At 58.3% G+C, this 24,481-nt stretch carries 16 protein-coding genes and 1 pseudogene; 2 read left to right on the top strand and 15 right to left on the bottom strand.

What is annotated here, in order from left to right; all coding sequences use genetic code 11:
- Positions 1–13: 13 nt before the first annotated feature.
- The 6 genes from ACVOKO_RS01565 to ACVOKO_RS01590 form a co-directional block, all read right to left on the bottom strand.
- Positions 14–808, bottom strand: coding sequence for an OmpA family protein (locus tag ACVOKO_RS01565; RefSeq protein WP_346496620.1), 795 nt, complete (start codon positions 806–808; stop codon positions 14–16).
- On the bottom strand, positions 808–1,791 hold the full coding sequence (gene tagF, locus ACVOKO_RS01570) for a type VI secretion system-associated protein TagF (RefSeq protein WP_346496622.1): 984 nt from the start codon (positions 1,789–1,791) through the stop codon (positions 808–810). The genes ACVOKO_RS01565 and tagF overlap by 1 nt, the downstream gene beginning before the upstream one ends.
- Entirely contained in the window at positions 1,788–5,507 is a 3,720-nt protein-coding gene (gene tssM / locus ACVOKO_RS01575; protein ID WP_346496624.1) for a type VI secretion system membrane subunit TssM, read from the bottom strand. The genes tagF and tssM overlap by 4 nt, the downstream gene beginning before the upstream one ends.
- Before the next feature lie 15 nt (positions 5,508–5,522).
- Positions 5,523–6,911, bottom strand: coding sequence for a hypothetical protein (locus ACVOKO_RS01580; RefSeq protein WP_346496626.1), 1,389 nt, complete (start codon positions 6,909–6,911; stop codon positions 5,523–5,525).
- Positions 6,912–6,990: 79 nt separating this feature from the next.
- Entirely contained in the window at positions 6,991–7,251 is a 261-nt protein-coding gene (locus tag ACVOKO_RS01585) for a PAAR domain-containing protein (protein ID WP_346496628.1), read from the bottom strand.
- Between the two features lie 101 nt (positions 7,252–7,352).
- Positions 7,353–7,946, bottom strand: coding sequence for a M15 family metallopeptidase (locus ACVOKO_RS01590; protein WP_346496630.1), 594 nt, complete (start codon positions 7,944–7,946; stop codon positions 7,353–7,355).
- A 660-nt stretch (positions 7,947–8,606) separates the two neighbouring features.
- Here ACVOKO_RS01590 and ACVOKO_RS01595 point away from each other — a divergent pair.
- A complete protein-coding gene (locus ACVOKO_RS01595) occupies positions 8,607–9,179 on the top strand; it encodes a hypothetical protein (RefSeq protein WP_346496632.1) in 573 nt (190 codons plus the stop codon).
- A 198-nt stretch (positions 9,180–9,377) separates the two neighbouring features.
- A pseudogene (locus ACVOKO_RS01600) lies at positions 9,378–10,184 on the top strand (formylglycine-generating enzyme family protein).
- On the opposite strand, the gene ACVOKO_RS01605 reads toward ACVOKO_RS01600, so the two are convergent.
- From ACVOKO_RS01605 to tssH, 9 genes are all read right to left on the bottom strand, one after another.
- Positions 10,159–10,446, bottom strand: a complete 288-nt coding sequence (locus tag ACVOKO_RS01605) for an integrase core domain-containing protein (protein WP_430980690.1) — start codon at positions 10,444–10,446, stop codon at positions 10,159–10,161. The pseudogene ACVOKO_RS01600 and the gene ACVOKO_RS01605 overlap by 26 nt on opposite strands.
- 186 nt (positions 10,447–10,632) lie before the next feature.
- On the bottom strand, positions 10,633–11,472 hold the full coding sequence (locus ACVOKO_RS01610; protein ID WP_346496634.1) for a DUF6708 domain-containing protein: 840 nt from the start codon (positions 11,470–11,472) through the stop codon (positions 10,633–10,635).
- 298 nt (positions 11,473–11,770) lie between these two features.
- Positions 11,771–12,865 (bottom strand): hypothetical protein, encoded by a 1,095-nt coding sequence (locus ACVOKO_RS01615; RefSeq protein ID WP_346496636.1) that lies wholly within the window; start codon positions 12,863–12,865, stop codon positions 11,771–11,773.
- Between the two features lie 144 nt (positions 12,866–13,009).
- Positions 13,010–13,978 (bottom strand): DUF6708 domain-containing protein, encoded by a 969-nt coding sequence (locus ACVOKO_RS01620; protein WP_346496638.1) that lies wholly within the window; start codon positions 13,976–13,978, stop codon positions 13,010–13,012.
- A 48-nt stretch (positions 13,979–14,026) separates the two neighbouring features.
- Positions 14,027–17,527, bottom strand: a complete 3,501-nt coding sequence (locus ACVOKO_RS01625; RefSeq protein WP_346496640.1) for a T6SS effector BTH_I2691 family protein — start codon at positions 17,525–17,527, stop codon at positions 14,027–14,029.
- A complete protein-coding gene (locus ACVOKO_RS01630; protein WP_346496642.1) occupies positions 17,520–18,491 on the bottom strand; it encodes a DUF4123 domain-containing protein in 972 nt (323 codons plus the stop codon). Before ACVOKO_RS01630 ends, ACVOKO_RS01625 begins: the two co-directional genes overlap by 8 nt.
- Entirely contained in the window at positions 18,488–21,214 is a 2,727-nt protein-coding gene (locus tag ACVOKO_RS01635; protein WP_346496644.1) for a type VI secretion system Vgr family protein, read from the bottom strand. The genes ACVOKO_RS01630 and ACVOKO_RS01635 overlap by 4 nt, the downstream gene beginning before the upstream one ends.
- A gap of 125 nt (positions 21,215–21,339) precedes the next feature.
- The gene (locus ACVOKO_RS01640; RefSeq protein WP_062167671.1) at positions 21,340–21,690 is read right to left on the bottom strand and encodes a hypothetical protein; all 351 of its coding nucleotides are present in this window, start codon (positions 21,688–21,690) and stop codon (positions 21,340–21,342) included.
- Between the two features lie 21 nt (positions 21,691–21,711).
- Positions 21,712–24,462: a type VI secretion system ATPase TssH gene (gene tssH / locus ACVOKO_RS01645; RefSeq protein ID WP_346496646.1), complete on the bottom strand. Its 2,751-nt coding sequence runs from the start codon at positions 24,460–24,462 to the stop codon at positions 21,712–21,714.
- Positions 24,463–24,481 lie beyond the last annotated feature (19 nt).

A 24,481-nucleotide genomic window follows, 5' to 3' on the forward strand; every position in this document is an offset into this window, starting at 1 on the left:
CAGCCCGACGCGGTTACTGGATCTTGAACTCGATACGGCGGTTGCGCGCGCGACCGTCGTTGCTGGTGTTGTCTGCCACCGGTTCATCCGGCCCCTTACCCAGCACATCCATATGCGTGTTGGGGATGCCCTTGGCCATCATGTAGCTCTTCACCGCTGCGGCACGCGCATGGCTCAGCGAAAGATTGGACTCGCGCTGCCCCACATTGTCGGTATGGCCGATGATCAGGAAGCGGCTGTCCGGCATCTGCGCCATCTTGGCAACCATCTCATCGAGGATGCTCATGCCGAATGGCGTCAGTTTGGCACTGCCGCTCTGGAACTCGATGATGCGGTTGGCCAGCGTCTGGTCGAGCACGCCCTGCTGTGAGCCAACTTTCAACGCATTGCTGACGGTGTAGCTGGTATTGCTGGCCAGGCTCAGGTCGCTGGCCACCTGCTGGCGCAAGGCCTCATTGGCGACTTCGCCGGTCACCCGTACCGACTGCCCGTTGACCTCCAGCTTGCCGGGCGACACGCGCTTCAAGCCCGTGTTGATCATCCCGGCCACGTAGTCGCCCCAATTCGGCGGCGTGGCAATGCTTTCCACCTGGATGCGGTCAACGACACGCTCGGCACCGTAGACCGCGCGCAGGTTGCCCAGCAGTTTGGCCTTGGTGGCCTGATCCGGAACCACACCTTCGATCACCACCGGCCGCTCAGCCGCGGGCACGTTTGCCGCCGGCGCAGGGGCGGCGGTCTGCGCGAAGGCCGGCGCAACCACCAACAGCAGCGCGGCGAGATAAGTAACTTTGGACAAGTGCATCATCAGGTTCCCAGAAAAGTCTCACCAAACAGCCGGCGCGCGGTGACCAATGCAAGGTCGTCACGCTCAAGGAAGCTGCCGAAGCGGTTCAAGTTGTAATCGCCATGCAGGTAGTCATCCACCCACTCCGAATGCTGCAGGTGGATCAGGTAGTCGCCCGCCTCCGAAGGATCCAACGCCGCGCGCAGCACCATGCGGTCGGCGCCGTTGAAACCGATCACCATATTGGGCTTGGCATCATTGCGGATCAGCACCGCCAGCTCGAAGTCGCCGCGGCTGACGAAACTGGAAACCAGATCCAGCCAGAACGCAGCCACCAACGGCCGGTACGCCGGATCGCGCACCAAGGGCAATACCAGCGCCTTGTCGATGTTCACTTCGCCGCCGCTCAATACCGGCTGCAGCAGCAGGCCCAATGCGGGCAATACCTGCCGCAATGCCACATCGCCATGGCCGGCCTCGCGCAGGCGCTGCTCGAAACTGGCGATGGTGGTGCTTTCCAGGAAGTCGTGGAAACTGGCGTTGTAGTCAGCCGGGTCGGTGCTGATGCTGAAGCGCGCTTCGGCAAGTTGACTCAATGCCTGGGTGGCATCGGCGTCCTCGTTGGCCTGCCTCGCCAGCCTTGCCAGCCCGGACCAGGCGTTGGACAGCGCCAACGGGCTGCGGCCAATGAAAGGCAGCGGCTCGGGGGCTTCCAGACGCAATGCGGACAACAGCGGGAAACGCCGTTCCGATGCATCGCGGCTGGCCAGGAAATGGCCGCAGACCAGCATCTTGCTGCGCGAGCCGAGAAACGCATAGTTGATCTCCGGCGCCTCGTCGTAACGCTGCTTCCAGTCCGGGCTCTGGCTGAGCAGTTCCAGCGACTCACCGGCCCAACGGTCCAGCCAGCCCAGCAATTGATGGTTATCGGCTGCGCGCACGAAGTCGCCGCGCGAGGGTACTTTCCCGAAATAGGAAACCCCGGCACTGACGACGCGGCTCATCGGCCACCTCCCGCTGCCTGCTGCGCCGCTGCAGGCGTGGCTGCAGGTGCTGCGGCCGGCGCGGCGGTTGCCGCAGCAACAGGCGCGCCGCCTGCCACCTTCTCCGGCAACTGCAGACCGCGCTGCCAATCACTGCCATCCGAGCCGGCACCGGCGCGGCGTACAACCCGCATTTCCACCGTCACCGCGACGCCGTCGCCTTCCCAGGTGATGCGGCTGGAATCGTCAAGACGCTCGTACTGGCCTTCGGACATCAGGCGCTTGAAGCCATTGGAACCCGGCGCATTGAACACCTCCACCGTACGCCCGTCGCCGGTCACCGCCGAGATTTTCACCCCGGGGATCTGCCCGGCATTCGGGTACTGCATGGTGGTCCACTGTGGCGGGGTGTTGCGGTAGCGCAGCTGCTGACCATCGATTTCGATGGTGTATTCCACCGCGCCGGTAGCCGGCGATGGCAGCAGTTCGAAGATCGTCGTGTCCTGGGCCGCACCGGCCGCGGCACCGCTTACCCAGTTGCCATAGTTGGCAACCAGCTCCGCCGACAGATTGATGCCGATCCCGGCCCAACGACGCGCTTCCAACAAGGGCCCGCGCTGGATGACCAGGGCCCCCATCGCATCCTTGTTGAAGTTGGCGATGCTGCCGCTGGCGCCAAAAATAGCGCCGATGTCGCTGGCGGCGGCATCCACGTCCGAGTTCAGGTTGAACGGGTATTGCAGGCCAATGCGCGCCTTGAACGGATCATAGACCTGCGCCTTCCAGCTCTTGTTGACCTCGTCCTCGGTAGGCGGCACCAGGACGGTGAACGTCTGCGTCAGCGGCCGCAGCAACAAGGGCCGCAGTGCTTCGCGCTGTTTTTCATCCAGGCCATTGAGCACCTGCTCGTCCACCAGCGCCAAGGCGACGCTCAGCTCGGAGCCTTCGTTGCTGAAGGTGTCCTGCATCAGCTTGCGCGCGCCGACGCCGACGTCGCCCTGCGACTTGATGGCGTTCAAGCGCGCCCGCAGCTTGCCCAGCGTCTCGAAGTAAGCCGCAATCACCGCCGGTTGGTCGCCGCGCGGCATGGTCAAGCGTGCAATGCCCTCAAACGCCTTGCCAATCGGCCCGACCGGCGCTGCCGCAGCCGCAGCGGCCGGATCCTTGCGCAGGATGGTGCGCTGGAACCAGGCCACGAAGCCCTTGCCGGATTTGCTGGAACGCGCCTGCGCGGGCGGGTTGTCCCAGATGGTCTCTTCGTTGATCTTCTCCAGCAAGGTGCGCAGCGGCGAGTTGCTGGCGTCGCCAAGGCGATTGATGCGCGCGGTGGCTTCATCAAACGTATTGAACTCGGCAATGCTCAGGCCCTGGACGAACTTGCCCCACTCACGCGCGTATTCCTGCTTGTACAAAGTGACAAGCTCGCGCGAGACATGCTCGGGGCTTCCAGCCAGGGAGAGATCGCTCTGCTCGGTGGTACCCAGCACCCAGTCGGTGGTGCTTAGCTGGGTGTTGGCTGCTTCCTTGATGGCGTCCTGCACATAGTCTTCCCACGCCTTGCGGCTGAACGCACCGGAGATGGCGTAGCTGCCGTTGATCAGGCGCGCATTGCGCTCCTCGCCCACCAGCCCATCGACGGTTACCGTGCCGAAGCGTGCGCCTGCCCGTGCCTTGATCTGCGCGAACACCCGTTCCATCGCCGGCTGGCCCTTCATCACCTGCGACAGCGCCTGGCGCGAATCGGTGACCAGGGTGACCTTGTTCTGCACCTGCGGCCAGCCGGGCTTGCCCGCCTGTGCCACGTAGAAGGTCATCAATTTTTCGGCAGCCCGCACCATTTCCTCGCGGCTCATCTGGCCACGGTTGGCCTCCAGCCAGCTGCGCCAGAACAGCGTCAGCTGCTGCGACAGATGTGCGCCTTCCACATACTTAGGATTGCCCAGCATCAGATAGGTCTTGAGTGCGTTGTACGCATCGTTGGTGCTGGTGGGTGACGCGTTCTGATACAGCGTTTCGCTTTCCGCCGCGGTGGCATTGGCCTGACCGAGCTTGTCGCGTTCGGTAACCACCTGACCCAGATAATTTTCAAGATTGGAGACAGTCGGCGCCAACATCACCTGCTGCATGCCATGGTTGTACTCGCGCAGCAGCTTCTCGCGGATGGCATCGCCCTGGTACAGACCCAGGCTGGTGGTGATACCACCGTCCTTCTTGTAGCGGTCCAGCTGCTCCATCCGGTCCTGCAACAACAGCAGTGCATCAACGCGCGATTTCAGGTCCATGCGGTCCTTCTGGATGCGTACGGCCTGGTCGAGATCCTTGGTAGCGTTGGCCACCAGCTGCGCATTGGTCGTATAAGACCAGGTCCACAGGCCCAGGCCCAGCGCCAGCACACCCACCGCACCCAGGAACACGCCATAGCGCAGGCGATTCTGGTGCGGGCTTGCGTACTGCCGCACCAGCCCGCGGTCGGCAAAGATCACCTTGCGGAACAAATCCTTGAGGAAGAACGCGGTCTGCCCGCTCGGCGCCTCGTCCACGTTGGAACCGCGTTGCAGGCCGAACTGGCGGCCGACGCGTTCAGATGCGTGATGCACCGAGCGCCCTTCCTGCAGCGCGCTGCTGAAATAGAAGCCACGGAACACCGGCTTGAACTGGTAAGGGTTGTCTTCAAACAGCGTTGCGATGAAGGTACGCAAGGCCGGCTTGATGCCCACAAACTCCAATGGCAGCGACAGCAACCCGGGCGAAACCTCACGCCCGCGCTGCATTGCCATATGCGTCAGGCTCATTTCCTTGATGCCTTCGGCCAGCTCATCAAAGTGCGTATCGAAGGCGTTCAGCGCATCGCTCTGCTGCTGCACGTCCGCTGGCAAGGTGGCACCCCAGACGTTCTCGCGCTCACCCGGGTCAAGGTTGCCGAAGAATTCACTGAACCCGGCGATGAGATCGGCCTTGGTGAACAGCACATACACCGGCGCGAATACCTCCAGCTGCTCGGTGATTTCCTGCACCCGCTGGCGCAGGTTCTTGGCCAACTCCATCGCAAATTCGGGCTTGCTGCCAGACAGCTCGGCAATACTGACCGCAATGATCACCCCGTTGATGGGCGCGCGCGGACGGTTTTTCTTCAGCAAGCCAAGGAAAGTGAGCCATTCCATGCGGTCTTCGGTGCTTACCGAATAGCGACCTGCCGTATCCAGCACGATGCCATTGGTAGTGAAATACCAATCGCAGTTGCGGGTACCGCCAATGCCCTGGATGACATTGCTGCGATTGTCCTCGAACGGAAACTGCAATCCCGAGTTGAGAATCGCCGTACTTTTGCCCGCCGCAGGATTGCCGATGATCACGTACCACGGCAGCTCGTAGAGCGCGGCATTGCCCTTGAGCATGCCCATCCGCGAGGACTTGATCTGCTTGACCGCATCCAGCATGCGCTTGCGCAGGGCCTCGGTGTCAGCGCGCTGCGAGGGCTGCGCATTGGCCACGGCCTTGTCCGCTTCACCCTGCACCATCGCCTCGACGCGCCGTGCTGCCCGCCGCGCCATGATCCGTTTGATGATCCACACGATCAATGCAACAACCAGCAACGCCGCCAATACGATCGCTGCCCAGATGCCAATCTGCCTGGCCTCCGCTTCGCCATACTTGGCCAGCCCAGCGGCGCCGATAAGACCGATCACCATCCAAAGGCGATAGTCGCGCAGGTAGTAGCTGAAATTACTAAAACTCATGCAGGAATCCAGGGTTTAGTTGACTGCTGGCATTTCAGCCACCAAGGTCGGGGAAGGAAGCGGCTCTACGAGACCAAACAGACGTTGTTGCGCGTCGGCAACGCCCAGCAGCAGCACCGGCTCGGGCTGCCGCTGCAGCTGTGCATACGCCAATGCCAGCTGGGCGACAGGCAACACCGGGCCAAGCTCACCAGAACACAGCGCCAGGGCAAGACTTTGTGAACTGAAGTCCAGATCAGGGTTGATGGCAGCGGTTACCGCTGCGGTATCAACGATGGACGCAGGCCGTTGGTCGGTGTCATGCAGCACAAACTGCAGCCGCGAAACATCTGCAAGCAACGGCTGCAACCACTGCTGGGCTGCCGCTGCGAGCTGCCGACGGACTTCGGCCGGGCGGCTGCCATAGGCAGCGTCCAGCCGTTCAAGCTGCGGCCGCCACAAACGCCCGGAGCCCTCGCCTGCCAGCGCGAGGCTGGACAACAGCACGCCTGCTGCACCTTCGCCGGGCACGTAACCCTCGGCCTGTTGTGCGCTCGCCAACAGCCCGCGCGCCATCCAGGCGTTGATGACCGCAGCGTCAATGGCCGAATAACAGGAAACCAGCAGATGCCAGCGCGCCGGACCCGTGTTCAGAGCATCAACAACACGCTGCAGATGCGTCCATACATCACCGGGACGTTCGAACACGCTTACGCGTACATCAAACCGGCGCGCATCCAGACCGGCGTGCACGGCCTGTTCCTGCAGCCACGCCTGCGCCCAGTGACGCAAACCATCCGACCACTGCGGCGAAACTATCAGCTCAACACTGAGAATATTCTCAACCCGCTCTTCCTCGCGGCGACGAAGGCCGGCCACCACCACTTCTTCACCAGCAACCACTGTCGGCATCACCGCATAGGCCGCGTCCAGCAGTTGCTCCAGAACCGGTTGCAACAATGCCATCGCGCGCCGCTCATGTGCTGCGGTGTCGATATCGCCTTCGCGCTCGGACAGCACCATCCATTCGTCAAGATCGGCAGCTGCACTGACACGTATCGGAAGATTGTTGGCATCGCGGAAGCGATTATCCAGCTGCGGCCGCGGCGGTGCTGACGCAACAGCCAACAGTGCACCAGCGTCTGCCGCTGCACCCAGACGGATGCTTGCTGCGCTCAGCGCAACTGACGGTACCGCGCCAGCAGTGGACGCCACCGTCGCAGCCGGCTTTGCCTGGTCATTGTCTGCACTTGCTTCAACAAGCTTGCCCGCACCACGCACGAGCGCGCCGCGCAGCATGTAGCCCGCGCCACTCAGGCCCACCGGCAATACGCCAAGATAGGCCAGCATCTGCATGCCGCTAGGGGTAGTGCCACTACTACGCCAATACATGATGGCTGCCGCCCAAGTGGCGACAAAAACCATCAGTACGCTCCCCGCGTTCTTCAACCATCCTGCCATCAGTCGCCGTGCTCCATGCCTGCTCCTGTACTGCGTGTCGCAATCAGCCCAACCCAGTGCTGCTCTGTGTTGCCATCAATGTGGCACCACACGCAGTGCGATCTCCGTCACGTGCAACAGGCTGCCCATCGATCACGACGGTAGCGTCACCACTGATGATTGAAGTTGGCCCGTGCACCGCACAGATTGCGCGGTCCCCAATGCGGGAAACTGGTTTGCCATTGACGTCGGTCTGACCAGTGCCAGACACCACGCTACCGCCATGACTCAATTTGTCGCCGACAACGATAAACGGTCGTGCCATGCATCATGCTCCTTGATTCGCCGTGACCCGGCCTTTCCATCGCCCCTGTCCAACGGCGACCCGAGTCATCACCGGCTTACGATACCAGCACTTGCTGGCGCTTATAAGCCTTGGCGGCGCAGTTCATCACGCTTTGCGTTGCGTGCTGCCCTGCAGCGATCCGTTACTTCAACATGCACATAGTCCTTCAGGCTGCGCCAATTGCCGCCCCAATCCAGCCCCGCCTGTTCAGCAAGTTCGCCATAGAGAAAATAGCCGCGCCGGGTCCACGGATCTTCCATGTCCCATTGCAGACGCCCGTCACGAATTGGCGCGCTATCCACGCCCAACCCGTATTGATGGCAGCTCTGCCAGGCACCTGCACGGGTTGCCTTGCCGCCCGCCATCAACTCCGCCTGGCGCTCTGGGCTTCGATAGCCTTCGATCAACACCATCTCGTAACCATACTGGCGACGCATCACTTCGTAGATAGCCAGAACGCGTTGCTGCAGATCCGGATCAATCTGATTCCATTTGCGATCAGCTGTAACTATTTCTGGACGCAGGCGGCGTATCTCGGTGGTGGTGAACACTTCCGGCGGCGGCGCAGGTGGCGGCGTCAGCCGTTCACCGCGCAACAATTGCGCAACCATCGAGCCCGACTCGGCAAGATCATCACCGCGGAAATCAGACAGCACCACGGTCTGCCGTGACATCAAAATCACCAACGGAGGAATGCACAGCAAGCCTATCGCGACCGCCAACACAGGCCAGTGACGACGCAGCGCAGCACGCACACTCACAACCTCTTCACGAACCCCACTGCGCACACGCGCAGCGCCCTGCCCCGCGCGATCGCCCGCACGCCCAGCGCGCTGCCGCGCCGCAGTCCAACGCGCCTGCAGGCGCGCAAACACCGGACCCAGGGACTCAGGAAACAACAACCCCCAACAGAGCAACGCGACAAGCAACAACAGCACAATGGCTACAACGAGAATTACAGTCACCGGTCCTCCATGACGACCAAGCTGGTTGACGCATCGAAAGGCTTACTCTACAAATGCGCGTATTCGTTTCGGCACTAGCCGACTCAAACCAAGGGCTGGAAGCACTTGAATAATGGCGGAATCAATCGGCCGAGTCTGCTCTCAGGGGGAGCGCAGAACAACGGCCCGGCACCGAACACGGGCCGCATTCTCGCAGACATGGAAGGTCGACAGGTTGCCGCATCATCGCGCGCCACCAAAGACCGGCCAGTTCACAGCCGGCGCGTCTGGCTATGGGCTGGCGCATGCTGCGCACTTCTACTGGCATTCACTACAGCAACGCTGTGGTGGTTCTCAAGCAGTGCATCGCAGGATAGCGCGGAGTACTCGTTGAACCCGGATGCAAATCCAGATTCGTCTGGAAGTGCAACAGGCCACCCAGATGCACCATCAGCAGCCCCGAACGACGGCGCTGCGATGATTGTGGATGCACCGGAAACCGCCGACGCCAAGAGCCGCAATGCTGCAGCAGCGCCGCAGGCTACCAACGCGGCCAATGCCGCTCCTGCGCCTGCCGCTACGGCAAGAGATGCTCGTGCGCAACGCGCAACCGCATCGGCGCGCCCCGCAGCAACAGGCCGAGGCCAGGACGAGAACCTGCTTGGCACATTGCTGGGCATCATCAAGGAAGAGGAAAGCAAGAAGAAGAAAGCTGCAGCGGCCTCGCAGCCTCAGACCATGGATGATCTGATCGCAAAGATTGAAGCAGACGACAAGAAGCGTGCCGATGACGAACGCGTCGCGTTCGAACAGGTGGGAACGCGGAGAACTGCTTCAACCGAATCCACCATCCAAACGCAGCTGCGCGCGTGCCCTGGTGCGAACACCACCAAGGGCCTGGAGTGCCGCGCGAAGATCTGTGCTGGTGTACGCGGGAAGGATCCTGCCTGCCCGGCGATGTGATGAGCATCGATTTCGGCACCGCGCTTATCGAGAACGTTCGACGCTTCCATGAAAATAAGAACTACGCTTCTGCTGTGCAATGCGCTGATCTGCGTGAGTTTCGCTACCGACTGCCATGCGCAACCCGTAGAGACAACGGCGAAATCAAGCCCAGCCGAAATTCAAAGGAAAGTTGAAGCTCTTAAAGCTAAAACCTTGATGGACTTGGTCAGCATCAAAGGCGGGACGTTCATGATGGGAGACTTTGGACCCATTGACCCCCGCGCAAGCATGCCCTACTCAGGCGATCAAAACGACGACGTGCTTCACGAAGTTACGCTGAGTGACTACTCACTAGGAGCTTATAAAGTTACCTATGAAGACTTCGATGTTTTTACCGAAGCAACCGGAAGGGAAAAAATTGCCCAGCAAGAAATGGATCCCCCTTACCGCACCCTACCAAATATTGCAGCAGGCGTAGATTGGCAAGGAGCAAAGAATTATTGCCAGTGGATCGGGCAACAAGTAAGAATACCCATGGACTTACCCACCGAAGCGCAATGGGAATATGCTGCAAGAAATCGCGGAAAGATGATTGTATGGCCGACCGACACAGGGGTCGTTGAAAACGGGCGAAATGTTGCGAATTTCGCTCACTATGCCGAATTTAGCAGCCAGCATAAATAAACAGGCGATTCCTCCTCGATAGGTTTGTTCCCCGCAACTCCTTTGGGCTTGTATGACCTGATAGACCATGGGTTCGAGTGGGTAGGAGATTGGTACTCCCCGAACTATGAGCCTTCGAAAGCCATCAATCCTACCGGACCCACATCGGGGTCCGAAAGAGTCCAGCGTAGTCATTCAAGCCATGGCGGGGACACACTAGCCATAGTTTCAATGACAATTACACGCTTCCATTCCAACCCTTCTCCGCCACCTCAACAATCGGCGCTCTTCGAAAATTCAACAATCCCCGTGAATCAGAACAGTTCGAATACGTTTAGATGTGTATCGCTGGATAACTAGACGTTAGGTATTGCCAACTCCCCGCGGCTCGATGCCAGGCTGATTTAGAGGTTTCCGATCCGCGGTACTGACGGAACTCAGCGTGCGTCGGCCCGCGAAGACCTTCATGAGGCCTCTCGGTGTTGTAGTCGACCAACCACTGTTTTGCCGATTCGCCTACTTCTCGGAAATTGCGGAAGCCGTACATATCCAAAACGCGCCGACAGACCCTGCCATTGAAGCGTTCGATGAAACGGCTATGCATCGGCCGTCCTGGCTCAATGAAATCAGTGCGATGTTCTTGCGCTCAGCCCATTCCGCCAACGCCAAAACGATGAACTCTGGACCGGTGTCTAGTCGAAGTCTTTGCCGGATAGCCATGCTACGCAGTAGTTCGCTCCAGGGTGCATCACCCTGGTAGCAGATAGGTTTGCCGAGCCCGAGCAAGACAAGAAAGGCCCTATACCTCTTATTTACGGTCTGGAGTTCCATGCCGCCGCTGCCGCTCACGATGAAGCTCTCTCATTCGTGCCACCACATCCGGTCGTTCGCCAAACTGGTCGATATAGTCAGGCTCTTCCCAGCGCCCCTTATCATCTGGATCGAACCCACTGTCCGCAACAGTGGCGGGGGAAAAACGGGGCACCGCGCATGTCGCCATAACCAACCAACGAGTCAGTGCCAACATCCCATACCAAGGAAACAGAATATACCTCAAAGGAAATAGCGACCGACCGAGCAAGAAACACGTCCAGCGATAGGAGTTTTTGAAGCTGTTTTTCATCGACAGAGTAATCACCCTATCCGATTCGTGAGAAACAGCACGATCGGGCCCGCCTTCCATATACCTATTGATGAATTCCCACCGCCCGCGCACTCGCATAGGGTCATCAGTAAAAGTACCTACAGTAAACGTATCCGTGATGATCCCATTCCTATTTAAAATATGGCAACGAAGGTCGCACAGACTTTTGTTCTGGGTTCCCCATCCCACAAAGAAGAACAGGCGATTGCTTCCCCACGGAACAACGACCTCACCGGTGCCGCCGTTATTCCTAAAAATATGAATTTTTCTTGTCAATCTATTGAATCTAACAGGATAGTATCGATATGCAAAGAAATCGTACTTCAACACCAAGTTCCAAAAAAATAGTATCAAGCCGCCCATTAATAGTAGAAATAAAACTACAGCCAAAAAATCAGCCCATGTCGGACTCGCTGGAAAGACTGAAACGACAGCGCAAATAGCGATAACTACGCAAAGAAAGCTAAAAGCGCCTGTTACTAACGTAGGTATAAAACCTTTCATTGAAAAAGTTCGATCTACGAACTCCGCATAAGTTGAGTTAAGGGATACCAGTGAAGCGGAATCATCTGGATGCAGATCACCCCTCGCGCCCAGAGCGAGATGCTCTGTCTTTTCGCGATTGACGAGCCCTCTCTCAACCTCAAACTTTGGATGCCAACCTGTCAGCATATCAACCTACCCAATTGAGCAAACACGCTTCCGGTATATAGATTTAGTACTCATAACCGCTAATACAAAACTATTTCGCGTCAATCTTGATAATCATCCGTCGGACGCCAATCACCAATGAAGCATTGCCTCACCCGCGATTCAATGCAGAAAACCAGGGTGGCACTCCGAGCACCGCAAACATCATGAACACAATTACCGTGCAAATCGCGCCAAGCACGAGCCAACGACGGTTCAAATATCCAAGCTTACCGGTATAGGCGAGGCGCTCCGAATCTGTGCGTTCTCTCACACGGAACGAACTACTAAAATTGGCTGCAGACATTTCGGCCTGGATATCCTGCGGCCAGTCGGGCTTTGGAGCAACTCGGAAAATCCAGAACCCCGCTCGTTCGAACCAATACATTAGCGCGCCAACCACATGGACATAGACCATCGGGAACACACCTGGCTTGACCCGATGTCGATCATCAATCAAATCACCAAATAGCCTTCTGTCCAACAATGCGAAATCCGCGCGGGCATCGTCGGTCGGCGGCATTGGGTCTGCCGCAGGCAGATCCTCCAGATCGCCATCCATATAGGCGCGAATGAACTCCCAGACCATCTCCGGTGCTCGATAGTCGCGATACGGCTGCGCCAGAGGTACGTACGATCGGATAGACCGGTTGGAGGCATCCATATCGACTACGGCAAGCACATATCCGGTAGCGGCACCGGCCACGCTATAGCTTCGGGAGACCATCGAGACAGGATGCGCCTTATCGTATTCAAGAGCGACCCATCCTGCTTTAGGTCCTATCCAACAATAGAACTTTCTTAGCCTTCTGCTCAGCACCACCGGGGGCGAAAGAGTGCGCCTGACGGACGTAACGGACCATGCGATGAACATCCCAGAGATCAGGAGAAGGACCGCGTATGCACCAGCAAGGTGAGGCCAGAAATCTTCGCGAGAAAGTACCCCGCCTAACGCGACGTCGGCAAGCACCATGCTAATGCCTGCGCATCCGATCACCAAACCCAAAACGAACGCGAATCCGCGGGTGGAGGCTGAGTTGGTCAACGAGAAGACCACAAACGAATCGTTGATGGATTGAATGGCCTTCACGGAGGCTGGCTTGAGGCGCTGCGCCTCGTCGGAGGCATTCAACAGCATCCCCCAACCACCACTCTTCGCGGGAAGTTCAGCCATCCCAGACAATAAATCACTGGCAAACAGTTTCATTCACTTCGCTCCCTCGATTTTTTTTAAATCAAGACCACCGAAGGACTGCGGACCCTTGGATAGCAGTTGCTGGCAGGCGCCTTAATCACGGGGAGTCTCCAGTTGGAAATTGGTTATCGCGACACAAGACGAACAGTGCCAAATTCACTTAAGGGATTTTCTGCCACCCTCGTTAGACATATGGATCGCCGTAGCGGTCGCATCGTCGAATGGACCAGCGCCAACTGAGAGCTTGACAATTTCTGGCCACGTCGGCCTCCGTTTCATTCTAAAACTAATGTAGCGACACATCCCTGCATATGCAGTGATAGGGAACGCAACCAGCGCCATCAACCCCAGAATCCAGACCAGCGGGCCCTTACGCCAGTTCGCCCCACACCCAGGACCTATGAGCGGCTGCCCAATGGTGACTGACTCCCAGAACCCAGTACCAAAATCCCTAAAACGGTATTCATCCGGCGTCCAAACAGGCCCGCGTCTCTCCATTAACCTGCGAATATACTCCCAACGCTCAATTGCGCCACTAGTATCGCCGTAACCGAACGTAGGCCCGACGCCAACGCGCTGGATCTCGACAGCTCCTCCGGGCTCATTCTTGATCGAAAGCACCAACGAACACTCACGCCTTGGAATCTGACCCGTGAAGATGGTGAAGGAAACAACTTCAGCCTCAACACAATCCCAATCAAAGGACTGCACTTCGCTTTTTGGCCGACCAAATATATTCCATCCCCATTCCCACCAAGGCAGACCTATTGACTTGAAGATATGAATCTTCGCGGATGAGCGATCAAAAAGCACTGGCTCATACCGATAACCCACCCAGTCAATCTGGATAAACAGCAGGGCAATAAAAAAAAGAAATAGCTGAGGTAAGATCAACCAAGATGATCCTAGTCTTACTGATGCATAAATACCAAGAGCCACCCCTACCAATCCGAGAAATCCTCCACTGCTCAGGTACCCGCGCATCAAGCCAACTTGATCGACGAAAGACAAGCCATTCTCATAGACCTCGATCACGGCACCGTGAGTGGTCGCAGTAGCGGATGCTCGATTAGTGCGCGACGGAAGGTGCACTATCGACGTGCGACTAGATTCATCAGTATTCATTTTACTTTCAATAAAAAAATAATCATCGGATACCTCAGGAACTACAAATCAGTCCGTTTCCCAGACCTCACCTCGCGCTATCGGCTCTTCGCCCCCATTTTCATGCAAAGAATAAATCAACCTCACTACGTTAAACTTATCTGGAACAGCCTGCCTGATCGACGCAAGTTGAACTGCCCCGTTCTCTGCATCCTTCTGAAAAACCAATGGCGCTGTAACACTACTACCAAAATTGACACCCGACATCACGCGTTCAACTGCAAGATTTGGCATGGCTTCATATCCCTCAAGGCGATAGTGCACCTCCTGCTCTGCCGGCTTGAAATTGCCAACGGTTATCGTCGCGAGGATCACATCTTTGCTGAGGACGTTGTCCTCCCAGTTGTCAATAACTGCTGATATACCAAGCGCAAGGGCTCCAAGAGCAAGCATCTCGTCATTAACTCCCTGTCCTGACCAAACATCCTCGTCAACCATTGGGGGCCCACCGAACCGCCCCTCGGTCCTTTCATGTTTACCAAAAAAAGACCGATCCAAGAATTTTTCATTCTCATCGTGCTCAAGGCTCGCTGCATACAATGCCCATGCGATACCAATGATCAGTAATACCACGCCGATTCCGGTAAGACTCGCGCCCAATAATGCGCCTAACGAACTCCTCAGCGCCACGCCACCCAAAATTCGCAGAGCAACTTGCTGCCCGACCCTAGCTGCCACAGCTGCCTTCCAAGTAAGGAATGAACCTCCCATAACTGCGAAACCAGAAGCAAAAAGAAGCGTACCCGCAACAACATAGTTGTGCGCTGCCGCAACCTCTCCTTTCGACTGGGTTCTGATCGCGCTGATATAGGCGGAAATTCCGCTCATACATGCACCGACACCCGCCGACATCCCTGCCAGAAACCGAAGCATGAGAGCTCTATTAACATTTACAGCAAGTACAGAAGCCCCCACCGGCGCAGCCTGGCGCCCTGCCGTTTGGAATGCAAAAGCACCGATTTCGAGCATACCACTAACAGTTCCCGAGATACCCCCGACAACATTCACCGCAGCGTCAGCAAAATTGAATCCAGATGTTATACCGATCTTCTGGATCGCATCCCAAAACTGACGCACTGAAAGAATCGCGCCTAACATAGAGAATCCAACCTCTCTGTTAACAAACGCTCCCCACGCACGCGGGCGGTAGATCGAGTTGCCCTTAACTAGTCGTGATGCAACGTCCGTGGGCAGTTCCACAAAGCCTTGCGCCTGACCAATGTTATACAACTGAATCGTCCCCTGCTTTCCCTTCACCTTGGTCAATAGCTCTTTTTCGACAATAAGCGGAACTGTAATCTCCGCCTGAAATCCGGGGTGCCTACTTAGCTTCTCTAGCACTTTCTTCGAACTGGCATTGGCCTGCCGCGACGCCGTTCTATCACCAACTTTGCGCCCACTCATTTCAAAGGTGCCAGCCGAAGCTGGATTGCCCGAAGCAATCGCATCAAGGTACTCACCAACTTTCATTTTTACGTTGACGGAATAATGCTGCTTTTCTGCGTCAATAAAGTCCCATAGCGCTGCTGCTCTAACCCAGACGATTTCGCGCTGCGATATCTGCTCTATAGCGGCAGCCGCAGCCGCCCCGCCCTTTCCTGCCGAGGCTTTCAACGCGCGAGTTTTACCTTCATTAGCAACTTGCTGCATCCCGGTCACCAAGCTTTCTGCGGCCGTCACCGCAGATTGTTGGTAGGTTCGGAATTGCTGCCACCACGATGTCGGCAGCATTCCGCCACCAACGATAGCAGAGTAGACGGTACCTGCATTTCCCGGCGAAACCGCGCTCCCGAGCAGATCAAAGCCAGTGAGCAACGCACCCGCAAACCAGTTTTTTGGGTCGGATGGATCGAGCTCGAAAAGTTCATTCAATAGCTTGTATGAACTCTCTGAAACGGCACCACCGCCATACAATGACTCCGCGGCCCGAAGTCGCGCTACCGCATCGATAACCGATTGTGCAACTTGGATCCCGTCCTTTGGCTTGCCCGGAGAAAAGCCCACGCCGAAGTCATTTGCAAAAATAATCTCCGGCCAGGCTCCTCTTGCGAACTTTACCAAGTCATCATCAATTTTTTTTATTGTACTTTGCCACGCATTTTCTTGCGCCGTGTAAAGTGAATTAAAGGCACCGAGTGCACTAACATCAAGTCGCTCGCGGTACCGACTTAATTTCCGCCCTGCTCTTATTCCGCCATGATAGCTAGCATTGGCAGCATAGTATTCATCCGAAAGCTGCAAAGACCCTAGCCGCTCAGATTTCCAATTTGGATCGTAATCGCGAGGCTCCAGTGTCTCCGAGAATTTAGAAACAGTCATTCGCGGCTTTCCCGATGCAGCATCCGAAAAAGGGACCCAACGCGCCCGATGGTAGACGTTCAATCCCCTTTCATTCTTGAGCGGTTGATTGATATAACGACCGTAGCGACGTTGAAAATCTGATTCCGTTAGCAGCCCCACCCCCTGAGTGTGCATCTTGTCACCCGCAACCCTTAGGGTGTCTGCGGTCTGCTTACCTTCCCACTCGGCCCGCTGATGAACCCAAGCCTCGATATACGTAACATGAGTAGCGGACTGACGTTTCCAGCCCCGAAGCCTGTCGATACCCTTACCTTCAACGGTAGCGCCACCTGCTTTCCATTCGTCATACCTTTGCTGCGCCATGAACCGCAAGGCATTGTGATCATCAGCCAGCCCAACCGGATCAGGTATAACCAGCACGACACCTTGCTTAGACGGCACACCGCTCGACGCCACTGCCATTTCCGTAGCCAATGTCGCTCGTAGCGCTGACAAATCCAACACGGCCCTGGGACTGAATTCATGCAGACGCTTTTGAAAGCCAGGAGAAGTAAAATCAGCTACGCCACGAAGCGAATCTTCAGTGACCCTCATACCAAATGAGACGGTTTTTCCGGAGCCGACATCGCCTCTAGCAGCCGCCGCCACGTCTAGCTCAGTCATTCTCAGCATCCGGCAGCCTTCCGCATTACTCTCATAGCGCTGTCGAACTTCTTTTGACCAGCGATGTTGGCTAAAAGCAATCCATACCTTATCTAATGTCGCATCCAGGGTAATGAAACGCGGCTTCAAGTTGCTATGCCCTTCTCGGCGGCATTTGGTCAGAAGTTCACCGTCTGGGGAATCTGGAAGCACGTCTACCGGGGTCCTGTTGAGCATTCCATCCACACCGACTACATACGCATCCCACGTATTGTCAGGCTTATAGATGTACAGGTAACCTGTCTGCAAGGTACGCATGTAGTACCAAGTGGCGGTTTCGTCGACTGCATTAAGTGCCGCGCCAAGTCTGGTAACCTCTGCGGACGCAAGCGGATCAGAAGCGAGCCAAGTGGTCATGTAATTTGGCGCAGGAGCGAAGCAGACTGGCAGAATTGCCAGGCCGATTTTGTCTGTGCAGTTGCGACACTTTCCTGGCATCTCACCCTTGGCATTCGCTGCAGCGCGTATAGCGCCGGAAAGATTTTGCGATCCCTGCTTCTCAGTCATGACGAAATTCCTGCCCTAGGCTGTTCTTCTCCGCAAAGTCGCGGATTTCTTGCAATTGAATATTTTCCAGACGAGCCATACGTGATGCAAAACATCCGATCTGCTTCGCGCCATCTAAAATGGCCTGAGAAACATATGGATATTTGAGGAAGTCCGACCCCAACAAAAAAAAGCATGACGCGTAGACAAGACAATCCTCTTGCGACACCAAACCTTTGGATTGTGCCTCCATCAATGCAGCATCCAGCTGTTGGTCATCTAGCAACCGGTCGCCCCTCCACGTTTTTGCCTGATGACGCAACTGCTGCAACCACGCCACCCGCTCCAACGCCTTCAGCTGACCTACGGATAGTTTGAAATCCTCGACAGCCACGTGATCTCGCGGCATTCCCTTCATCACCTGAAAACGACCATGTGTATCGAGAAACAACCATTTTGATAGTGGTGCAATCAACGCTGCGCGTTGCTTCAGGTCAAGAATGCTTTCAAGCCGAGCCATAACTCGAGGGTCAAAGTAACGAAAGTACAGCGATTGCTCACCAGATCGAACGATGGTGGCATTCCGGCTCAGCGCTCTAGCCAAAGCAGCCCCATCATTTTTAGCGTTGATAGGAATAGGTAGCCATGCGCAAACCGATCTTGCCCCCCTACTTTCCTTCATGCCTGCTACGCACTCCCGAGCAGCGATTGTCAGAGATGCACTTACTACTCGCTCTCTATTCCGCTCATCATCAACCCAAAGGAGGTACGGTAGTTTGTTAGCATCAATATCTGGGTGCCCAATTTTAAGAAAAATTGGCGAGGCATCACTTGGAAGGTGCGGAGCCAATTCGCACCAAGGGTCTCTTATTGCTGGATCAATCAGCACCGCAAGGGTATGGGTCTTGGACAGATCGAGTTCAAGCCTAAGCGCCAACGTTGCCTGCTCAGCAATCTCTTCGGGGGAACATAGAGCGAAACTCATACCAAAGCTGCGCCCGAAATGGCTGCTTCACGAATTCGCTCAGCACACCCTTTACCTTGACCGCTTGGCACCTCTGCCATCGCGCTCACGCCCGCAGGCCCCACCCAATCCCTCTGGCTCGCCTTGAACTCAATCTTCCCGGGCGCACCCAGCTCGATGTTGTCGCCTTCAATCCGAATGTAAGCACCGGCCGCAGTAGCCAGCAGATGCTTGCTCGGCGCCGCCATCTCGATATCGGCTTCGGTGCTGGCAATGCGGACATTGGTTTTCGCGGCGATCGTGGCTTGGTTCTTGTGCGCGCGAGCGCTCACCTTGCCTTGTGCTGCGTGCAGGGCGATTCCGCGCTCCTGATTCGGGCTGTCTTTGCTGGCTTCGCTGCCCACCGTGTACAGCACCAAGCCTTGGGCGACAGCCAGGCTGAGTGAACCTTGGGTCATCCAGTTCAGGGCAACGCCGCTGCTGAGCAAGGTGTGGGTGCCGCTTACCCAGGCCTGATCAGCCGGGGTCAGGCTCATTACGCCTGCTACGCCGCTGCCAAGTAATACCGGCGCGCTCCAGCCGGGTGCTTCGCCATCGCCGCCACTGATGCTGCCAGCGCTGCCGCTGTGCGTTGCTTTCAGTTGTTCCTGCAGTTCGGTCAGGGTTTGATCGATAGGCAGTTCGGCGGGATCTTTGGGTAGCTGCGCGGTTTGATCTGCTGCCGAATCGGCAAGGCTTTTGAGCAGGTCGTGGCCTTGCTGCAGCTGTGCGATGGCCTGCGGCGCCGCCATCTGCGGCGTACCTTCTTCGGTGGTCAGCAGCAAGCCGCGACCGGCGCGCAGGCTGCCGTGTGCCTGTGTGGAAAGCTCTACGCCGAAGCCGCGTTCGCCGTCACGCACATTGTCGCTGCCACCTTTCAGGTGACCGAGGGTCAAGGTGGTTTCGTGTTGCGTGGTAGACAGTTGGGCACGGCCTTGTCCAGGCGTGTCGTCGAAGCGCAGCTGCTGGTAGCCACCGGTGCCGCTTTGGCTCTCTGCCAGCGCCTGGCTCTTGAAGCCGGTATACACCGCTGCGTGATCGTTGCCCTCGAACCATGCGGCGGCATTGCCGGTGGCGTTTGCGCCGGCGCTGTTGAGCTGATTGTGTTGTGCATCCTGTTGGCCGCGGCCGTTGTAGAGCGCGCCGACTATCACCGGCCGGTCGATGTCGCCTTCAAGGAAGGCAACCAGCACTTCCTGACCACGCCGTGGCAACACCACGCCGCCCCAATTGTCTCCCGCCCACGGTGCCATCACGCGCACCCAGGTCCACGCCTTGCCATCGGCGGGCGCGTTATCGTCGCCGGCCGGGTGCGCCAGGCCATTGCTGGCGTTGCCGCCGCGCTGCCACGGGAATTGCACTTTGATGCGGTGGTCGCGATCAGAGAGCAAGGGATCGCCATCGCTGACCACAATCGCGCTCAGGGTGCCGGTAATGCTGGGCCGTGGGTGCAGGTGCACGCCGTGGCCGTCTTCGGTCTGCGGGCGGTAGATGACCTCGGCCGGAATCACCGCAAACTGGTTGTCGTAGAAGCCGGTGTCGATGTCGTTGCGCGCTGTCCCATTGCTGATGCCAGCCAGGGCGGTCGGCAGGGTCAGCGAGCGCTGATTGATTGGGCCCAGCGTCTGCTCCAGCGCATCGAATACCTCGGCGTCGAGGTTGTTGCGCGCCTGGTGACGTACCGAAATGCAAAGGAAACCGGCGTCGCCGGCCACTTGCGGATGCTGCGACAACGCGAGCTTCGCACCGGGCGCGAGCGCACGCCATTGGCCAGCGCCTTCGATCAGGTGCGAGCGCACTCGCAACGCGTCCAAATGCTGCTGCGCACGACGTTGGCCGCGGGCGTTGTCCTGCCAGCCATATGGCCCGCTGGTGTCCTGGTCGACGATACCAAGCCCGCTGCCCTGCTCTACCTCAGCGCTGGCTTGCCGCCGTTCCAGGCTGCGGTAGTCCCAGGTGGCGCGCTCCACCTTTGGCGTGCACCAGCTGCGCCGCTCCTGCCATTGCTGGATGCTGTCACTGCGCTCGGTTTCATCGCTGCGGTGAAAACGCACGCTACCCAGATCGGCGACGTCGTGGCTGTGGTCGGCAAGCACCAGGGTGTGCTTGCCGAAGGCGGATGCATCGGCATCGCCTTCGTGTTCGAACCAATAGAAGATGCCTTCTTCGGCCAGCAGACGCTGTACGAAAGCCAGGTCACTTTCCTGGTACTGCGTGGTCAAGCTGCGCTTGGCGTATTGGCTGGCATCGTTCAGCAGCCAGCGCCACTCCGGTGCCACGCCTTCGTAGTCCGCGAAGATGTCTTCGACAATCTCGACCGCGGTTTTGTCGTGGAACACATAGCTGTCCACGCGCTGTGACAGAAACGCCAGCCATGGTTGCAGGCGCAGGCGATAACGCGCGAGCCCACCGTTGCTGCCGATCCGCTCGGCAGCGGTGATGCGTCCGTGCAAGGGTCGATGGCTGCCGTCTGCCTGGTGCAATTGCAGCAGTGCAGCCTGGCCGATCAGCGGCTGCAGCTGCAGGCCCGCATCAACCGACAGCGCAGTGATCGTCCATTGAAAGCCGATGCCGTCGATCTGCTCGACGCCATCCAGGGTTTCGGCAATCAGCACCTCGCTGCCCAGCGCGGTATGCAGCCGCAGGAAGCGTTGTGTCTGTGCCGGCCCGGACAGGGCTGCCAATACGTTGTCTACCAAATCCATGGTGTTGATCTGCCTTCATGGAGCGCAGTGCGCACTACGCTTCGGACTGAAAACGGTTGATGCAAACGTTTGTTACCGCCATTCCCGGTGCCCGCCGGCACCGGGGTGACGTTGTCACCTGAAGATCAAGCGCTCTGCACGATTTCCTCAAGGCGCAGGCGAACGCCTTCGCTGATATGCAGGCGGTAGTCACGGCCGCCGGCGGCAATCAGCACTTCACGCACGTTGCTCACCAGCTGCGGCTTGCCAACCGGCGCACTGTCCATGTGGATACGCCAAGAGCCGCGGCTGATCTGTGCGGCCACATTGCGTGCGTCCTGCCGTGCAGCCGGCACGGCGCTGTCCAGCAGTTCGATGATGTGCTCAGGACGCAGGCGGTTCCAGGCGCGTACGCGGTCCAGGTCGCGCCCCAGCCCCAGCTCCAGGCTGTCGCAGTGGCTCAGTGCTGCTTTGCGGTCAAATCCGTAGAAATCCATGTTGTTCTCCTTCGTCCGTAATCAAGAAACTTTGTATTTGAAGTCGCCCTTCTTGCCGGCGCTGACTTTGATGCTGTTGATACGCGTGCCTTCGGCCATGGCCGTCAACACGTTCTCTGCGATCTCCGGCAACAAGGTGCCGTTGAGGATGTGGTCCACGTTGCGCGCACCCGAATCCACTTCGGTGCAACGCGCCAGCACGGCTTCAACCAAGCCGTCATCCCAGCTGAAAGCGGCCTTGTGGTTGGCGCTGACGCGGTCACGTATGCGGCCAAGCTTGAGGGTAATGATGCGCACCAGCACGTCGTCGCTGATCGGGTAGTAAGGCACCACTTTCAAGCGGCCGAGGAAGGCAGGCTTGAAGGTGCGCATCAGGATCGGGCGCAGCGCTTCGGCAAGCGCGTCCGCAGCGGGGATCTCCTCGGCCGGCTTGTTGAGGCAGGACTGCATGATCTGCGAGGAGCCGATGTTGGAAGTGAGGATGATCAAGGTATTGCGGAAGTCGATCTCGCGCCCTTCGGCATCGTCCATCACGCCCTTGTCGAACACCTGGAAGAACATTTCCAGAACATCCGGGTGCGCCTTCTCAACTTCGTCCAGCAGTACCACGCTGTAGGGGTTTCGGCGCACAGCCTCGGTCAGCACGCCACCTTCACCGTAGCCCACATAGCCCGGAGGTGAGCCCTTCAGACCAGACACGCTATGCGCTTCCTGGTACTCGCTCATATTGATGGTGATCAACTTGCGCTCACCGCCATAGAGGATGTCGGCCAGCGCCAAGGCGGTCTCGGTCTTGCCCACGCCCGATGGCCCAACGAACATGAACACACCGCGCGGCTTGTTCGGGTCTTCCAGCTTGGCGGTTGCAGTACGCACACGCTGGGCGATGGCATCGAGCGCGTGGTCCTGGCCGATGACACGTTCTTCCAGCAGCGTGCCAAGCGAGCGGATGGTGCGGATTTCATCCTTGACCATGCGGCCCAATGGCACCCCGGTCCACGCCGACACAATCTCGGCGACCACGGTGCCGTCCACCTGCAGCGGCACCATCGGCGTCTCGCCTTGCAGCTCGCGCAATTCTGCCTGCAACTTCGCAAGCTCCGCATGCTGTGGCGACAGCTCGCGGCCGGCCTTGCCGCGCTTGCCGGCAACCTTGGCGACAGCGACATCGGCCTGCCCTTCCGCGGCCGCTTCTGCGTCGCCCTCGGCCGCCAGACCCTGCTCCAGCTGCTGGCGAAGTGCGGCGACACGTCCGGCCAACTCACGCTCAACGCTCAAGCGTTGCTCGTTGCTGGCCAACACTGCCTGCGCTTCAAGCTGCTGCGCCTTCAGTTCCGCCAGACGCTCCTCGTGCTGGGTGCTGCCACCGGCAGTCTCGCGCTGCAGCGCGGCCAGCTCTGCCTCAAGCCGGTCCAGATGCTTGCGGGTGTCTTCGATGATGGCCGGGGTTGCGCTCTGCCCAAGGGCGACCTTGGCACAGGCGGTATCCAGCACGCTGACAGCCTTGTCCGGCAGCTGCCGGCCGCTGATGTAGCGGTGCGACAGGCGAACGGCTTCGGTCACCGCTTCGTCCAGCACGCGGATGCCGAAGTGCGCTTCCATCAGGCTGACCATGCCACGCAGCATCGCTGCAGCCAGCACTTCGCTGGGTTCTTCCACCTTCACCACCTGGAAGCGGCGCGCCAGGGCGGCGTCCTTTTCAAAGTACTTCTTGTACTCGCTCCAGGTAGTTGCGGCGATGGTGCGCAGCTCGCCGCGCGCCAGTGCCGGCTTGAGCAGGTTGGCGGCATCGTTCTGGCCGGCAGTACCGCCGGCGCCAATCATGGTGTGCGCTTCGTCGATGAAAAGGATGATCGGGTGCGGGCTTTTCTTCACCTCGTCGATCACGTTCTTCAGCCGGTTCTCGAACTCGCCCTTGACGCTGGCACCGGCCTGCAGCAGGCCCATGTCCAAGGTGTGCAACTCCACGCCTTGCAGCACCTCGGGTACATCTTTCTCGGCAATGCGACGCGCCAGGCCTTCAACAACGGCGGTTTTGCCGACGCCGGCCTCGCCGGTGAGGATGGGGTTGTTCTGGCGGCGGCGCATCAGGATGTCGATCACCTGACGGATCTCGCCATCACGACCGATCACCGGATCGATCTTGCCGTCGCGCGCACGCTGGGTGAGATTGGTGGTGAACTGGTCCAGGGCCGGGGTCTTCGACAGACCGCCTTTTGCCTCGCCCGGCATCGCATCTGAATCTTCGCCGGCACTTTCGCCCGTTGCCGAAGCATCGGCGAAGCGCACGGTCTGCGCTTCCTGCGAGCCTTCGGTCAGTTTGGCGAAATCATGCTTGAGCTCTTCGCGCTTGAAGCGCACGAACAATTTGGATCCGCGATAGGCCAGCTGCGACAGATCCGGCTCGGTCAGCAGTGCGAGCAGCAGGTGGCCACTGCGGATACGGGTGGTCTCCGAATCCAGCGAGGCAATCAACCAGGCATGCTCGAACAAGGCCGGCAGGTGCTGGGAAAACACCGGGGTGCGGGTGTTGCCGGTCTTGAACTGGCTGATCTCGTCGCTGAGGTCGCGCTCCAGCGACTCCGGCGAAATGCCGCAGCGCTGGGCAATCAGCACGAAGTCGCTCTTGGGCTGCTCGAGCAGGGCCAGGAACAGATGCTCCAGGTCCACCTCGTAGTTGCCGCGCGCCATGCACAGATTGGCTGCGCGCTGGGTAGCCTGGCGGCAGGTGTCGTCCAACTTGCTGATAAGTGTTTTGAGGTTGATGCTCATGCGGAACCACGCACTCCCT

This window comes from Stenotrophomonas sp. STEN240, assembly GCF_056756175.1.

Coding starts and splice junctions, on each gene's coding strand:
- ACVOKO_RS01640 (WP_062167671.1), bottom strand. CDS start 21,690: ATGGATTTCTACGGATTTGACCGCAAAGCAGCACTGAGCCACTGCGAC.
- ACVOKO_RS01610 (WP_346496634.1), bottom strand. CDS start 11,472: ATGAAAGGTTTTATACCTACGTTAGTAACAGGCGCTTTTAGCTTTCTT.
- ACVOKO_RS01620 (WP_346496638.1), bottom strand. CDS start 13,978: ATGAATACTGATGAATCTAGTCGCACGTCGATAGTGCACCTTCCGTCG.
- ACVOKO_RS01615 (WP_346496636.1), bottom strand. CDS start 12,865: ATGAAACTGTTTGCCAGTGATTTATTGTCTGGGATGGCTGAACTTCCC.
- ACVOKO_RS01630 (WP_346496642.1), bottom strand. CDS start 18,491: ATGAGTTTCGCTCTATGTTCCCCCGAAGAGATTGCTGAGCAGGCAACG.
- ACVOKO_RS01580 (WP_346496626.1), bottom strand. CDS start 6,911: ATGGTTTTTGTCGCCACTTGGGCGGCAGCCATCATGTATTGGCGTAGT.
- ACVOKO_RS01625 (WP_346496640.1), bottom strand. CDS start 17,527: ATGACTGAGAAGCAGGGATCGCAAAATCTTTCCGGCGCTATACGCGCT.
- tssM (WP_346496624.1), bottom strand. CDS start 5,507: ATGAGTTTTAGTAATTTCAGCTACTACCTGCGCGACTATCGCCTTTGG.
- ACVOKO_RS01585 (WP_346496628.1), bottom strand. CDS start 7,251: ATGGCACGACCGTTTATCGTTGTCGGCGACAAATTGAGTCATGGCGGT.
- tssH (WP_346496646.1), bottom strand. CDS start 24,462: ATGAGCATCAACCTCAAAACACTTATCAGCAAGTTGGACGACACCTGC.
- ACVOKO_RS01565 (WP_346496620.1), bottom strand. CDS start 808: ATGATGCACTTGTCCAAAGTTACTTATCTCGCCGCGCTGCTGTTGGTG.
- tagF (WP_346496622.1), bottom strand. CDS start 1,791: ATGAGCCGCGTCGTCAGTGCCGGGGTTTCCTATTTCGGGAAAGTACCC.
- ACVOKO_RS01590 (WP_346496630.1), bottom strand. CDS start 7,946: ATGTCACGGCAGACCGTGGTGCTGTCTGATTTCCGCGGTGATGATCTT.
- ACVOKO_RS01635 (WP_346496644.1), bottom strand. CDS start 21,214: ATGGATTTGGTAGACAACGTATTGGCAGCCCTGTCCGGGCCGGCACAG.